Source organism: Peteryoungia rhizophila (assembly GCF_004912145.1).
GTDB classification, from domain to species: Bacteria; Pseudomonadota; Alphaproteobacteria; order Rhizobiales; family Rhizobiaceae; genus Allorhizobium; species Allorhizobium rhizophilum.
Genome location: NZ_STGT01000001.1, coordinates 192004 through 204883, shown reverse-complemented (window position 1 = coordinate 204883; position 12880 = coordinate 192004). Strand labels below are relative to the sequence as shown.

Annotated in this window: 14 protein-coding genes; 9 read left to right on the top strand and 5 right to left on the bottom strand. The window is 61.9% G+C overall.

Going from position 1 to position 12880, the window contains the following annotated elements; all coding sequences use genetic code 11:
• The first annotated feature begins 13 nt into the window (after positions 1-13).
• From E9677_RS01050 to E9677_RS01015, 8 genes are all read left to right on the top strand, one after another.
• Entirely contained in the window at positions 14-1915 is a 1902-nt protein-coding gene (locus E9677_RS01050) for a potassium transporter Kup (RefSeq protein WP_136556249.1), read from the top strand.
• Between the two features lie 174 nt (positions 1916-2089).
• The gene (locus tag E9677_RS01045) at positions 2090-3283 is read left to right on the top strand and encodes a cell wall hydrolase (protein WP_408014657.1); all 1194 of its coding nucleotides are present in this window, start codon (positions 2090-2092) and stop codon (positions 3281-3283) included.
• Positions 3284-3695: 412 nt separating this feature from the next.
• Positions 3696-4058, top strand: a complete 363-nt coding sequence (locus E9677_RS01040; protein ID WP_136556247.1) for an AtpZ/AtpI family protein — start codon at positions 3696-3698, stop codon at positions 4056-4058.
• A gap of 58 nt (positions 4059-4116) precedes the next feature.
• Positions 4117-4866 (top strand): F0F1 ATP synthase subunit A, encoded by a 750-nt coding sequence (locus tag E9677_RS01035; RefSeq protein ID WP_136556246.1) that lies wholly within the window; start codon positions 4117-4119, stop codon positions 4864-4866.
• 72 nt (positions 4867-4938) lie between these two features.
• On the top strand, positions 4939-5166 hold the full coding sequence (locus E9677_RS01030; protein ID WP_136556245.1) for a F0F1 ATP synthase subunit C: 228 nt from the start codon (positions 4939-4941) through the stop codon (positions 5164-5166).
• 82 nt (positions 5167-5248) lie between these two features.
• Complete coding sequence (locus tag E9677_RS01025) at positions 5249-5839, top strand: F0F1 ATP synthase subunit B (RefSeq protein ID WP_136556244.1); 591 nt, start codon at positions 5249-5251, stop codon at positions 5837-5839.
• Positions 5840-5844: 5 nt separating this feature from the next.
• The gene (locus tag E9677_RS01020) at positions 5845-6324 is read left to right on the top strand and encodes a F0F1 ATP synthase subunit B (protein WP_136556243.1); all 480 of its coding nucleotides are present in this window, start codon (positions 5845-5847) and stop codon (positions 6322-6324) included.
• A 90-nt stretch (positions 6325-6414) separates the two neighbouring features.
• The gene (locus E9677_RS01015; protein WP_136556242.1) at positions 6415-6897 is read left to right on the top strand and encodes a hypothetical protein; all 483 of its coding nucleotides are present in this window, start codon (positions 6415-6417) and stop codon (positions 6895-6897) included.
• A 53-nt stretch (positions 6898-6950) separates the two neighbouring features.
• Here the strand turns inward: E9677_RS01015 and E9677_RS01010 are convergent, their stop codons facing one another.
• Positions 6951-7634: a ribonuclease HII gene (locus tag E9677_RS01010; RefSeq protein WP_136556241.1), complete on the bottom strand. Its 684-nt coding sequence runs from the start codon at positions 7632-7634 to the stop codon at positions 6951-6953.
• A gap of 142 nt (positions 7635-7776) precedes the next feature.
• Positions 7777-8934, bottom strand: coding sequence for a PA0069 family radical SAM protein (locus E9677_RS01005; protein ID WP_136556240.1), 1158 nt, complete (start codon positions 8932-8934; stop codon positions 7777-7779).
• A 131-nt stretch (positions 8935-9065) separates the two neighbouring features.
• On the opposite strand from E9677_RS01005, the gene E9677_RS01000 reads away from it, so the two are divergent.
• Complete coding sequence (locus tag E9677_RS01000) at positions 9066-9587, top strand: glycosyltransferase family protein (protein WP_136556239.1); 522 nt, start codon at positions 9066-9068, stop codon at positions 9585-9587.
• On the opposite strand, the gene moaB is transcribed toward E9677_RS01000, so the two are convergent.
• The 3 genes from moaB to E9677_RS00985 are packed head-to-tail and all read right to left on the bottom strand — an operon-like array spanning position 9588 to position 12849.
• Positions 9588-10136, bottom strand: coding sequence for a molybdenum cofactor biosynthesis protein B (gene moaB / locus E9677_RS00995; RefSeq protein ID WP_136556238.1), 549 nt, complete (start codon positions 10134-10136; stop codon positions 9588-9590). It lies immediately after the preceding gene.
• The gene (locus E9677_RS00990) at positions 10136-11032 is read right to left on the bottom strand and encodes a 4-(cytidine 5'-diphospho)-2-C-methyl-D-erythritol kinase (RefSeq protein ID WP_136556237.1); all 897 of its coding nucleotides are present in this window, start codon (positions 11030-11032) and stop codon (positions 10136-10138) included. Before E9677_RS00990 ends, moaB begins: the two co-directional genes overlap by 1 nt.
• Before the next feature lie 5 nt (positions 11033-11037).
• Positions 11038-12849, bottom strand: coding sequence for a tetratricopeptide repeat protein (locus E9677_RS00985; RefSeq protein WP_136556236.1), 1812 nt, complete (start codon positions 12847-12849; stop codon positions 11038-11040).
• Positions 12850-12880 lie beyond the last annotated feature (31 nt).

The window sequence follows — 12880 nt, the reverse complement described above, 5'->3', positions numbered from 1 at the left end:
AGCCTGTAGTCCCATGCAACAGATCGATCACCAGCCCCATGCTGGTCCGAAGGATGCCCGCAGCCTGCTTCTCCTCTCGCTCGGCTCGGTCGGTGTCGTCTATGGCGACATCGGTACCAGCCCGCTCTATGCCTTCCGCGAGGCGCTGAAGCCGATCGGGGTCGACGGTATCACCCGCATCGAGGTCATCGGCGTCATCTCGCTGATGATCTGGTCGCTCACCATCATCGTCACGCTGAAATACGTCCTTTTCCTGCTCCGCGCCGACAATGACGGCGAAGGCGGCACGCTGTCGCTGCTGGCGCTCCTGTCGAAGACCGCCAATGGCCACGGGCCGATCCTGATGGTTTTGGGCCTGATCGGTGCCGCCCTTTTCCTCGGTGATTCCATGATCACGCCGGCGCTCTCCGTGCTGTCGGCGGTCGAGGGCCTGAAGCTCGTCGCCCCTGACCTGTCGGACTACATCGTGCCGATTTCACTCGCCATCCTGATCGGCCTCTTCGCCGTTCAGTCGCGCGGCACAGGTGCGGTGGCCCGCTTCTTCGGACCGATCACAGCCCTCTGGTTCATCGTCATGGCGGCCGGCGGCATCTATCACATCTTCGATGATCTCGGCATCTTCGCCGCCTTCAATCCCTGGTACGCGGCAAGCTTCATGGTGCGAGAAGGCTTCCTCGGCATCGTCGTGCTTGGTGCCGTCTTCCTGACGGTGACAGGTGCGGAAGCGCTTTATGCCGACCTCGGCCATTTCGGCCGCAAGCCGATCCAGCTCGCCTGGTTCGCGCTGGTCTTTCCGGCGCTGGTCCTCAACTATCTGGGGCAGGGCGCGCTGGTGCTGAGCGACCCCTCGGCCATGTCGGATCCCTTCTTCCTGATGTTCCCGTCCTGGGCACTGCTGCCGATCGTCATTCTCGCGACCTTCGCCACGATTATCGCCAGCCAGGCAGTCATCACCGGCGCCTTCTCGCTGGTTCGCCAGGCGATCCATCTCGGCTTCCTGCCGCGCATGCAGATCCTCTTCACCTCGGAGACCCAGACCGGCCAGATCTATCTACCCTCGGTCAACACCCTGCTCCTGGTCGGCGTTCTGGCACTCGTCCTGCTGTTTGAGAGTTCCGAAGCGCTCGCCACCGCCTATGGCATCTCCGTCACCGGGGCCATGGTGGTGACCACGATCATGGCCTTCGAATTCGTCCGCAAGAAGTGGAACTGGAGCCTGCCGCTCGCAGTCGGCGTGCTCGCACCCTTGCTTGTTCTCGAGTTGGTCTTCCTCGGCGCCAATCTCTTGAAGATCCACGACGGCGGCTATGTGCCCGTGCTTTTTGCCGCCGCCTTCACCATCGTCATGTGGACCTGGCGTCGCGGCACGGCGATCATCTTCCAGAAGACGCGCCGCGACGACATTCCGCTCGAAGACTTCGTCCGCATGATCGAGAAGAAGGGCGAGCATGCCCCGGCCTGCGTTGCCGGCACCGCGATCTTCCTGACCAGTGACCCGACCCGCGCGCCGGCGGCCCTGATGCACAATCTGAAGCACAACCACGTCATCCACGAACGCAACATCATCCTCACCATCCGCACGCTCGGCCGGCCGCGCATTGCCGAGCAGGATCGCTTCGCAGTGGACGAAATCTCGGAGCGCTTCTCGCGGGTGGAAATTCGCTTCGGATTCATGGAAACGCAGAATGTCTCAAAGACGCTGGCGAGCCTGCGCCGCGGTGGGCTGAAGTTCGACATCATGTCGACCTCCTTCTATCTCGGCCGTCGCAAGCTGGTGGTGGGCGCTGGCATGGGCATGCCCCATTGGCAGGATCGCCTCTATATCGCGCTCGCAGAAGCCGCAGCCGATCCTTCGGACTATTTCCGCCTGCCGGCGAACCGCGTCATCGAACTGGGTTCGCACGTCGTCATCTGAGGGTGATCGCGCACACGAAAACAGCAAAGGCCGCCGGCGCAACCGGCGGTCTTTTTCGTATCTTTGTCGCACTCTCGAACCTGTGATCCGGTGTTAACCAAGCATCAAGGTTAACAGGAGATATTTCTCTAATGTAATCCTGTTGGGGACCGGCACGCCGGAGCCCGTGTCGGTATGAGTTGGAGTGTGGCCTTGCGTCCCAAGTTTCGTCCTTCGAAGAAGGTCCTCTCCCGATTGGAGAACTGGACCTCTCCCCTGGTCTTCGGCCTTGCTTCCTGGCTGATTTTCCCAACCGTCGCCGCTCAGGCCGATCTGGCTGGCCTTCTCGCTGGTGTCGATCGCGGCGCCAGCAACTGGCGCATGGTGATGACGACAACGCCAGCGGGGTCGATCCACGAAGCCAATCTCGCATTTTCCGAAGGGGAGGCTTCCGAGGCGCTGTCCGGTGGCGCAGGCCTCATCCTGCCTGATGGCCGCCGTATCGCCTTCGATGGCGGCAAGGCGGATCCTGATTCAATCCCGGACGAAATGCGCGTCACCCGCGACCAGAAGAAGGGCCGGGTGGTCGCCGTCGAACAGATGTTGCCGCCACGCGCCTTCTCCGCTGGATCGATCCTGCAGCGCTCCAGCTCCCTCATGGAGCCGGCACTGAAGACGCCATCGATCTTTGCCCGTGAAGGCGACAAGACGAAGCCTGTCGAACTTGCGAGTTTCTATTTCAAGCGTGAGAAGCCAGCGATCGATCCTTCGATGCCGTCCATGATCGCGGATCTCGTCACCAACACAATTCCGGATGTCCTGGCGACCGCCTACGCGCCCCCGCCGCCGGATTATGCCTCCGTCTCCCCTTTCGACAGCATCCTTGCCGACAAGCAGCCGGACCAGGGTCGCTTCATTCCCGACATCGACCCGAAGGATCACGCCTGGGCCGCCACTCCGCTGCCAGCCGGCGTCTTTTCCGACAAGGAACAGAAGTGTCTCGCAGAGGGCATCTACTTCGAGGCTCGCGGAGAATCAGTCAAAGGCCAGGCGGCCGTCGCCCAGGTCATCCTGAACCGGGTGCGCAACCCGCACTATCCGGACAGCATCTGTGGCGTCGTCTACCAGAACGAGGACTGGCGTAACCGTTGCCAGTTTTCCTTCGCCTGCGACCGCATCCCGGATATCATCGCCTCGCCACGTCACTGGAAGGTCGCCAAGGATATCGCCATGGCGGTGACTGCCGGCAAGATCTGGTTCAAGGACGTCGGTTCGGCCACCCACTACCACGCGACCTATGTCCGCCCGGCCTGGGGCCCGACGATGAAACGGGTCGAGAAGATCGGCAAGCACATCTTCTATCGCACCTATGGCGGCGGCTGGAGCTGATCCGATCAGGCGCAGCAGATTGCGCCGAATCTCCCACCTCTCTCGTTGCCGAAAATGCGGCGGCGATCACCCGAACTGTCATCGCCCGCGGCAGGTCGAGGCAGACCTCCGGCCGACGAATGCCACATTCGTCGGCTGTCCCCATGATTATGGCAGATTCTGGCCGCTCCTTGCGGCCAATTGACCGGATTTGTCGTCCGTCATCTGCGATGAATCTCCATATTGGACTTAAGTCTATGATTTTTCGGGGTTAATTTGTGGTGAAACTTGGCGCTGTGATGCCTTGACTATGCAGGGGCTCAAAATTATGGTGCGGCCGACTTCAAAGCGGGCCAGAAAGGTTTCTATCTCGCCGTTTCTGCATTCAATTCGGGCGCAAGAACGGCCCTTGAGACAGGTAACGGAGAGAGCCATGACGGAACACCGGGAAGAAGATCTGGAAGAGCGCCGCAGACGACTGGCCAGCGAACTCGCGGTGCGAGATGGGAAGGCCAGGGACGAGGGACGCGCCGAGAGCAACGCCGAACAGACCCGCAAGGGTTACGGAATGGCGATGAAGATCTCGAGCGAATTCATCTCCGCTATCATCGTCGGTGCGCTTCTGGGCTATCTTTTCGACCACTTTGTGGGTACGGGGCCGTGGGGCATGATCGTCATGCTCCTGATCGGCTTCTGTGCCGGCGTATTGAACGTCATGCGCGTCGTCGGATATGTGGCATCGCCGCATCCGGCTGATCGCAAGATGGACTTGGACGACAAGGGCGACGGTCGCTGACGCGGCTGGCCCGGAACGAGAATGGACCGCCTCGGCGGCGAAAACGAAAGAGCAGAACGTGGCAAACGATCCCACTTCCCAGTTCCTTGTGAAGCCGATTGTACCGATCGAAATCGGCGGGATTGATTTTTCGTTCACCAACGCATCGCTGTTCATGGTGGCGACGGTCGCAGCAGCCTCGGGCTTCCTGTACCTGTCGACGTCGAACCGTGGTCTGATCCCGACGCGCATGCAGTCGGTCGCCGAAATGGCCTATGAATTCATCGCGTCGATGCTGCGCGAAGGTGCAGGCGCCAAGGGAATGAAGTTCTTTCCGATGGTGTTTTCGCTGTTCATGTTCGTTCTGACGGCGAACCTGCTCGGTATGTTCCCCTATTTCTTCACCATCACCAGCCAGATCATCGTGACGTTCGCGCTCGCTATGTTCGTCATTCTGACGGTGCTGGTCTATGGTTTCTACAAGCACGGGCTGCACTTTCTCTCGATTTTTGCGCCTTCAGGTGTGCCGGGTGCTCTTCTGCCGATCGTGTCTGCGATTGAGGTCGTCTCCTTCCTCTCGCGTCCGATCAGCCTCTCGGTTCGTCTTTTCGCCAACATGCTGGCCGGCCACATCACGCTGAAGGTTTTCGCCGGCTTCGTTGCTACGATGGGCGCGCTTGGGCCCCTCGGCATTGCCGGCTCGGTCCTGCCCCTGATCATGACGGTCGCGATGACCGGTCTCGAATTTCTCGTTGCCTTCCTGCAGGCTTACGTGTTCGCGGTACTGACTTGCATGTACCTGAACGACGCCGTGCATGGTGGTCACTGAGAATAAAGTCGCTGGCCCCGGCCACCCGGGCGTCAAAAACAGCCGCAACAACCCATTCGAAGGAGTATCCATATGGAAGCGGAAGCAGCAAAGTACATCGGCGCGGGTCTCGCATGCCTCGGCATGGCTGGCACGTCTCTCGCTCTCGGCCGTATCTTCGGTGACTACCTGACGGGCGCACTGCGCAACCCGTCGGCTGCCGACAGCCAGTTTGGCCGTCTGGTATTCGGCTTCGCCGTTACGGAAGCTCTGGGCATCTTCTCGCTGCTCGTTGCTCTCCTTCTCCTGTTCGTCGTCTAATCAACGGCTGGAGTTCGAGATCACGGCTCGCCGATAAGGCAGCCGTGATCTCGCGCATTTGAGCATACACCTGGAGGTGAGCATGTTTGTGACCCCCGCCTTTGCCCAGGAAACCCCTGCAGAAGGCCAGCTTCACACCGAGACCGGCGTTGCCCATGACGATGGCCACGGCGCGACCGTATTTGGTCCGTTTGATACGACGACCTTTCCGTCCCAGATCCTTTGGCTGGTGATCGCGTTCGGCGTCTTCTACATGCTCATGCAGAAGGTCATCGTACCCAGGGTCGGTGGCATTCTCGAAAATCGCCACGACCGTATCGCGCAGGATCTCGACGAGGCAGCTCGCCTGAAGTCCGAAGCCGATGCCGCCATCGAAACCTATGAGCGCGAGCTGACCGCGGCCAAGGCGAAAGCCGGCCAGATCGCTTCTGCCGCTCGTGATGCATCCAAGGCCAAGGCAGACGCCGAGCGCGCCGCCATCGAAGCGGAACTCTCCGCCAAGATCACGGCTGCCGAAAGCCGCATTGCCGACATCAAGGCGCGCGCCTTTGCCGAAGTCGACACGATCGCCATCGACACGGTCGGTACGATCGTCGAGCAACTCATCGGCGCCAAATCGACCGCAGCCGACATCAAGGCTGCCGTCTCCGGCGTCGCCAAGCAGGGAGCGTAAGCATCATGGACGCTTCATTTTTCGCACTCGTTGCCCTCGTTCTTTTCTTCGTTCTGCTCGCTTACCTGAAGGTTCCGGGCATGATGGCCAAGGCGCTGGACGAGCGCGCGGACAAGATCCGCGACGAGCTCGCCGAAGCCAAGCGCCTGCGTGAAGAGGCCCAGCACCTGCTGGCCGAATACCAGCGCAAGCGCAAGGAAGCCGAAGCCGAAGCCGCTGCAATCGTCGCAGCTGCCGAGCGCGAAGCGGCGGCCCTGACGGCTGAAGCCAAGCAGAAGACCGAGGAATTCGTTGCCCGCCGCAACGCGCTTTCCGAGCAGAAGATCAAGCAGGCCGAAACCGAAGCCGTGAACGCCGTTCGCGCTGCGGCCGTCGATCTCGCCATCGCTGCCGCCGAGAAGGTGCTTGCCAAGAAGACCGACGATACTGTGCAGCAGGCGCTGTTCAGGGCCTCTGTCGGTGAGGTAAAGTCGCGCCTGAACTGAGTTCGGCCGACGGGCCTTCAAAGGCTGTCTGATCACGACGCCCCGATCGGTTCGCCCGGTCGGGGCGTTTTCTTTTTGGAGGGACAGGGAATGAAGATTATTCGCCTTTCATCGCTGTCGGCACTCTCTGCCTTCGTCCTTCTGGCAGCACCTCTACCTTCTTTCGCCGAGGAAGAGCTCACTTGGCACGCTTGGTCAGGGGAGGGCGCCGCGTCGCTCGTTTACGGCATGGCGGAGAGCGATTACGTGCTCCTGTCCCTGGCATGTGAAAGCGCGGACGGCCCTGTGATGTTGTTTTTCCCCTACGAACCCGCGGGTGCACAGGACGGATCCGCCTACCGGCTAACGCTCGAGAACGGAAGCCAGGCTCTCACGACCGAGACCACCGGGAGCCGGATGGAGATGGACGATCTCTTCATGCTGGAGGGTCGCCTGCCGAGAGGCGAAGAGCTGAAGGGCCTGCTCGGTGGGACCGGTGTGCTGAAGGTCAGCGTTGGCAAGGACGTGACGGAACTCCCCCTGGCAAGCGCCGGGAATGCGGCCCGCGAGTTTCTGGCGGTCTGCGCACCTTGAACGGCGGCAATGGAGCGCTCAGCTTTCCGGCGGCCGCAGGCGGTTGGCGCATGTCAGTCGGGTCCTTCGCCTGCACTTTCGATCGCTGCCAGCTTGAGAGGCCGAAAGCTCATCCGATGTAGCGGACAGGGGCCATGGGTGACGATGGCACTGCGGTGGCGATCGGTCCCGTAGCCGGCATGAACTTCAAAGCCATAATCCGGATAGACGAGACCGGCCCGCATCATCATCCGGTCGCGCATGACCTTGGCGATGATCGAGGCGGCCGCGATCGAGACCGAACGCGCATCGCCCTTGACCACTGGCTCGCCGGAACAGGTGAGGCCCATGGGCACGTCTCTTCCGTCGGCCAGCACATGGCGGGCTTCGAGGCTCAAACCGGCCACGGCTCGGCGCATGGCATCCAGGCTCGCCTTGCGGATATCGATGAGATCGATCCGTTTCGGTGAGGACGAGGCAATGGAAACCGTGGCCATGGAGAGGATCCGCTCATAGAGCACTTCGCGCTGGGAGGCGGACAGTTTCTTGGAATCGTTCAGGCCCTCAGGAATGCGCTTGGGGTCAAGGATGACGGCGGCTGCCACCACAGGGCCTGCCAGAGGTCCTCGCCCTGCTTCGTCCGTACCTGCCACCGGCCACAGCTCACGTCGCTTGGCGCGGCTTTCCAGGGAGAAATCCGGCACCAGCGGCAGGTCGGGAAAGAGGCCAGGAGAATCGGGTGGCGTGCGCATTTTCATGCGGCAGAAATCGCACGCGCACCCGACCTCCTGCAAGTCCCCGGTCCCGATCGCCGATCATGGCGACAGGGGCGGCTTACCAGGGACAACATCCGGTGCGAGGCGGCGGACAACAGCACCGGAATTACAAAATCACACTCTGTCAGAGCAGCGAGAGCTGCACCCCGTCGCTATTCGGCGAGACGAACAGATCTTCCCGCAAATGCAGGCTGCGGCGCATCAGGCCGAGCCGCTTGGTTGCCATTTCGAACCGGCGGCTGATCTGCCAGGCATAGGGACCGGCACCTTTCATCCGCTTGCCGAATTCGGCGTCGTAATCCTTGCCGTCACGCATGGAGCGCACCAGCGACATCACGTGGCGATAGCGGTCCGGATAGTTCTGCAGCAGCCAGTCGCGAAACAACGGGCTCACCTCCAGCGGCAGGCGCAGGAGAACGTAACTCGCCTCGGAAGCACCGGCGGCCTTGCCACTGTCAAGGATGCGCTCGATCTCGTGGTCGTTGAGAGCCGGAATGACCGGCGCCATCATTACGGCGACAGGAATGCCGGCCTCCGACAGAGCCTTGATCGCTTCCAGCCGCTTGGCCGGCGTCGAAGCGCGCGGCTCCATCGTCCGTGCCAGCTTGCGGTCGAGCGTCGTCACCGAAATTCCGACCTTGGCCAGACCACGTTTGGCCATCGACGCCAGAATGTCGATATCCCGCAGGATGAGCGATGACTTGGTTACGATCACGACAGGGTGGTTGGCCTTGTCCAGCACTTCGAGGATCTGCCGCATGATGCGCCATTCCCGCTCGATCGGCTGGTAGGGGTCGGTATTGGTGCCGATCGCAATCGGTTTTACCTTGTAGCCCGGCTTCGAAAGCTCCCGCTCGAGAAGGCGCGGCGCGTCCGGCTTGGCAAACAGCTTCGCCTCGAAGTCGAGCCCTGCGGACAAGCCCATATAGCTGTGCGTCGGCCGGGCGAAGCAATAGATGCAGCCATGCTCGCAGCCGCGGTAAGGATTGATCGAGCGGTCGAAGGGAATATCGGGCGAGTCGTTGCGGGTGATCACCGTGCGCGGCTTCTCCACCTGCACCTCGGTGCGGAAAGGCGGCATGTCTTCGAGCGTCTGCCAACCATCGTCGAAGGCGACGCGTTCCTTGGTCTCGAAACGGCCGGCCGGATTGATCCCGGCCGCACGGCCCCGCCGCCGATCGATGTCGATCCGCATTCCGGAGGCGTTCATCAGCGCATCGGCAATATCTGCCGTATTGCCGGGCTGAAAGGCAGCCTGGCTCGCAAGAGACAGCTCGTTCATGTTTGCTCCTCACGGGTTAGGCACGCCCGTTCAATGACTATATTCCTACTGCGGAAAAGAGAACATTGCAAGAACAAACTTCGAGGAAACGGACTGTGGCAAAACTTTGTGCAATGCGGTAGATATAGGCAATGCTGACAGTGATCATGGAATGCCACGACCAGGAGCCCGAGCTCGCACAGACCCTGTCCGTGCTGGTTGCAGGCGCAGTCGAAGGCCTAGTCAGCGATGTCATCGTGCTGGATCATGGCTCCAGCGACGGCTCGTCCATCGTCGCCGATGCCGCCGGCTGCCGATTTTATCAGCAGTGGGACATGAAGGAATTGCTGGCGACAGCGCGCGGTGAATGGCTGTTGTTGATCGAGCCGGGGGCCCGTCTGTGCCAGGGATGGGTGGATGAAGTCGCCGAATATGTCGCCGTGAACAAGGCGCCGGCCCGCTTTGCCGAATCGCGTCTCTACAGGCTTCCCTTCTATCGGCGCCTGACCCGCAGCCGGCCCCTGCTGGAAAACGGTCTGCTGATTCCCAAGCGCCAGGCTCTTGGTCTGGCGGGCGAGGGCAGGGAGCTGTTGCAGCTGGCAATGGGCCACAAGCCACGCCGCCTCGCCTCCGAAATCATCCCGTCCTGGGTCGCCCGCGAAGCGCGCCGCTGATCAACCCTGGCTGCGTCTCAAGTGTTCGTCGAGCCGCGGCATGATCTCCACGAAATTGCAGGGCATGTGCCGATAGTCGAGCTGCAGCTTGATGATCCCGTCCCAGGCGTCCTTGCAGGCGCCGGGTGAGCCGGGCAGCACGAAGATGAAGGTGGCGTTCGCCACACCACCCGTCGCGCGCGACTGGATGGTCGACGTTCCGATCTTGTCATAGGAAATCCGGTGAAAGACTTCCGAGAAGCCATCCATGCGCTTTTCGAACAGCGGTTCCAGCGCCTCCGGCGTCACATCGCGGCCGGTGAAGCCCGTGCCGCCTGTGGTGATCACCACATCGATCTCGCTCAGCTTCGTCCAGGCCTCGACCTGATCGCGGATCGCATGCCTGTCATCCTTCACGATCGCCCGTGTGATGAGCCGGTGACCTGCCTCCTCGATGCGGCCGACCAGTGTGTCCCCAGATTTGTCGTCGGCCAGGCTGCGGGTGTCGGACACCGTCAGCACGGCAATGCCGACCGGTACGAAGAGGCGGCTTTCGTCGATGCGGCTCATCAGGCCTCTCCCGGAATGGTGCGCGTCAGGAGCACATACCAGTTCGGTCGATAGGCGGAAAGCGCGAGTGCCGCCTTCATCGCAGCCGCCTCCGTCTCGTAGAGCCCGAAACAGGTGGCCCCGGAGCCGGACATGCGCACGAAACCCGCAAGGCTTTGACCCAAAAGATCGCAAGCTTCTGCGATCTCGGGCACCTGAGTCTCCGCCGGCGGCTGCAGGTCGTTACGCAGAGTGGACAGCGAGCGCAGCCAGGTCGAAACATCGGTAGTCCCGGATACCTCGCAGATCGGCGGATTGTCGCGCTGGGTGAGGCTGCGGAATATCTCCGGCGTCGAGACCGGTTTCAACGGATTGATCAGCACCAGGGGTACGGACGGCATTACCACCTTTTCGATCGTCTCGCCGATTCCCCGGGCGCGCAGCGGCACAGAGGCGAGACACATCGGCACGTCAGCACCGAGCTGGAGCGCGATCTGTTGCAGTGTGGCCTCCGGCAGATCAGCCTTCCAGAGCCTGAGCAGGCCCCGAAGTGTAGCTGCCGCATCCGCCGAGCCCCCTCCGATACCCGATGCGATCGGCACGCTCTTGTCGAGGGTGATCGAGACGGGTCCCTGCGGTTGACCGGCATCGACGAGCGCTGCACGCAGCAGGTCGCGTGCTTTCAAAACCAGATTGTTGGCGTCGGAGAGCTCGCCGCTAAAGCGGCCGATCAGGCGAAAACTGTCGCTCTCGGCCGTCTCGAAGGCCAGTTCGTCGCCATCCTCGGCAAAGGTGACGAGGCTGTCCAGCAGGTGATAGCCGTCATCCCTCCGGCCCGTCACATGCAGAGCGAGGTTGATCTTGGCGCAAGCCGTCTCGATGATCCGCTCCGGCCGGCGCTCTGCAACAGATTTCATGCGGATCAGGTCTTCTTGTCGTCTTTCTTCGGCTCGTCGACCGGCTTGGCCTCAACCTTGGCAGCATCCGATTCGATCGGCGGCAGGCCCTTGTTGATCTTGGCCTGGATCTTCGGCACCTCCGCCTCTTCGGGTTCGGATGCCAGCGCGCGCTTCCACTGATAGGTGGCTTCCAGCTTGCGGCCCACGCGCCAATAGGCGTCGCCGAGGTGATCGTTGATCGTTGCGTCTCCGGCGCGCAGCTCGATCGCCCGTTCCAGTTCGACCACCGCCTCTTCGAAACGGCCGAGGCGATAATAGGCCCAGCCGAGCGAATCGACGATGTACCCGTCGTCGGGACGCAGTTCGACGGCCTTCTTGATCATCTCCAGGCCTTCCTGGAGGTTGCGGTTCATGTCGACCCAGGAATAACCGAGATAGTTCAGAACCTGCGGCTGGTCGGGATTGAGTTCCAGCGCCTTGCTGAAGTTCGGCTCCGCCTTGTCCCACTTCTTCAGGCGCTCATAGGCGATGCCGCGCTGGAAGAAGACCGACCAGTGGTTCCGCGCCGGCGTCTGTCCGATGATCTCGACGGCCTTGTCGTAATTCTCCGCCATGGCAGCATAGTCCTTGGCGTCGGACAGCACGCTGCCATAGGCGAGATAGCTGCGGATATCCTCGGGGTCGGAGGCAATCAGCCCCTGCAGGTGTTCACGGGCTTCCTTGACCTTGCCGGTTTCGGCCAGCGTCAGGCCAAGCTGCAGCTCGGAGACGCGCCGCATCGGCGACGTCTCTGGCACCTGGCGATAGAAGGCGATCGCCTTTTCCGGCTGCTTGGCGTTTTCGGCGATGCCGCCGAGCAATACCAGCGTGTCAGCCGCATCCCTGTCCAGCGCATGGGAGAGCTGGAGGTAAAGCATGACCGTGTCTTCGGCACCCTCACGGTTGAGGGCTCCACCGATCGAGAAGAGCACGCCGGCCGCCCCCTGTGCCGCGTTGGCGACGACGGGATCCGGCTGACGGCCGGCCTCGATCGCGTCGCGTAGCGCGTTGAAAGGCGCGAAATTGGTGATCAGCTCGTCGCCGGCCGCGAGCGCATCGAGCGCCTTCTGCTTGTTGCCGGCGCCGGCCTCGAGTGTGGAGAGCGCGATGACGGCCCGGGCGAATGTGTCGGGAGCGGTTGCCCCGCCATTGCGATCCGTCACCGTTTCAGTCAGCGCCTTGCGGGCGGCATCGATGTCGCCGATCTGCGCGGCCATGACGCCGGCATTGTAGTTGCGGAAGATACCATACCAGCTAGGGCCCTGAAGATCCTGAACGAGCTTCAGCGCCTCCTTGCCCTTGCCGTCACCAACCATGGCCCAGGCGATGAGCAGCTGGTTCATCAGTCGGTCGAGATCGTTCGGCCCCTCATACTTGAAATGCTTGAGGGCATCGGCATAGGCGCCGTCGCGGATCGTCCGGAAGCCGAGCGCGACGGAAGTGACCCGTTCCACGGCCGGATCGCTTTCCAGCGTCTTGGCGAGGTCGGCCCCTTCATCGAATTCACCGTTCATGATGAGCGCGATCATCAGCCGCTGCTGCAATTCCAGCTCGTTCGGGGTGAATTCCAGCGCCTTCTTGTAGAACTTAACCGCACTCGGATAGTCGCGGTCGGCCTCTGCCGTGCGCGCGGCCAGGAAGGCCCCGGCATAGGAATCGACACCCTGGATGTCGAAGCTCTCCGAGCCCGCCTGGTTTGGGGCCGAGGAGGCTGACGCGAACTGTCCGTGCGAGACGCTCAGGAGCAGTGCCAGCGCTGTGCCGGCGAGAGTGCGAAGGGCGGGGCTTTGCCGCATGACGAGCCTTTCAAGAACCGGGGTTCGATCG

What these genes read in the sequence shown, in the direction of transcription:
- E9677_RS01050 (WP_136556249.1), top strand. Translation starts at nt 14, where the DNA reads ATGCAACAGATCGATCACCAGCCCCATGCTGGTCCGAAGGATGCCCGC.
- E9677_RS01045 (WP_408014657.1), top strand. Translation starts at nt 2,090, where the DNA reads ATGAGTTGGAGTGTGGCCTTGCGTCCCAAGTTTCGTCCTTCGAAGAAG.
- E9677_RS01040 (WP_136556247.1), top strand. Translation starts at nt 3,696, where the DNA reads ATGACGGAACACCGGGAAGAAGATCTGGAAGAGCGCCGCAGACGACTG.
- E9677_RS01030 (WP_136556245.1), top strand. Translation starts at nt 4,939, where the DNA reads ATGGAAGCGGAAGCAGCAAAGTACATCGGCGCGGGTCTCGCATGCCTC.
- E9677_RS01025 (WP_136556244.1), top strand. Translation starts at nt 5,249, where the DNA reads ATGTTTGTGACCCCCGCCTTTGCCCAGGAAACCCCTGCAGAAGGCCAG.
- E9677_RS01020 (WP_136556243.1), top strand. Translation starts at nt 5,845, where the DNA reads ATGGACGCTTCATTTTTCGCACTCGTTGCCCTCGTTCTTTTCTTCGTT.
- E9677_RS01015 (WP_136556242.1), top strand. Translation starts at nt 6,415, where the DNA reads ATGAAGATTATTCGCCTTTCATCGCTGTCGGCACTCTCTGCCTTCGTC.
- E9677_RS01010 (WP_136556241.1), bottom strand. Translation starts at nt 7,634, where the DNA reads ATGAAAATGCGCACGCCACCCGATTCTCCTGGCCTCTTTCCCGACCTG.
- E9677_RS01005 (WP_136556240.1), bottom strand. Translation starts at nt 8,934, where the DNA reads ATGAACGAGCTGTCTCTTGCGAGCCAGGCTGCCTTTCAGCCCGGCAAT.
- E9677_RS01000 (WP_136556239.1), top strand. Translation starts at nt 9,066, where the DNA reads ATGCTGACAGTGATCATGGAATGCCACGACCAGGAGCCCGAGCTCGCA.
- moaB (WP_136556238.1), bottom strand. Translation starts at nt 10,136, where the DNA reads ATGAGCCGCATCGACGAAAGCCGCCTCTTCGTACCGGTCGGCATTGCC.
- E9677_RS00990 (WP_136556237.1), bottom strand. Translation starts at nt 11,032, where the DNA reads ATGAAATCTGTTGCAGAGCGCCGGCCGGAGCGGATCATCGAGACGGCT.
- E9677_RS00985 (WP_136556236.1), bottom strand. Translation starts at nt 12,849, where the DNA reads ATGCGGCAAAGCCCCGCCCTTCGCACTCTCGCCGGCACAGCGCTGGCA.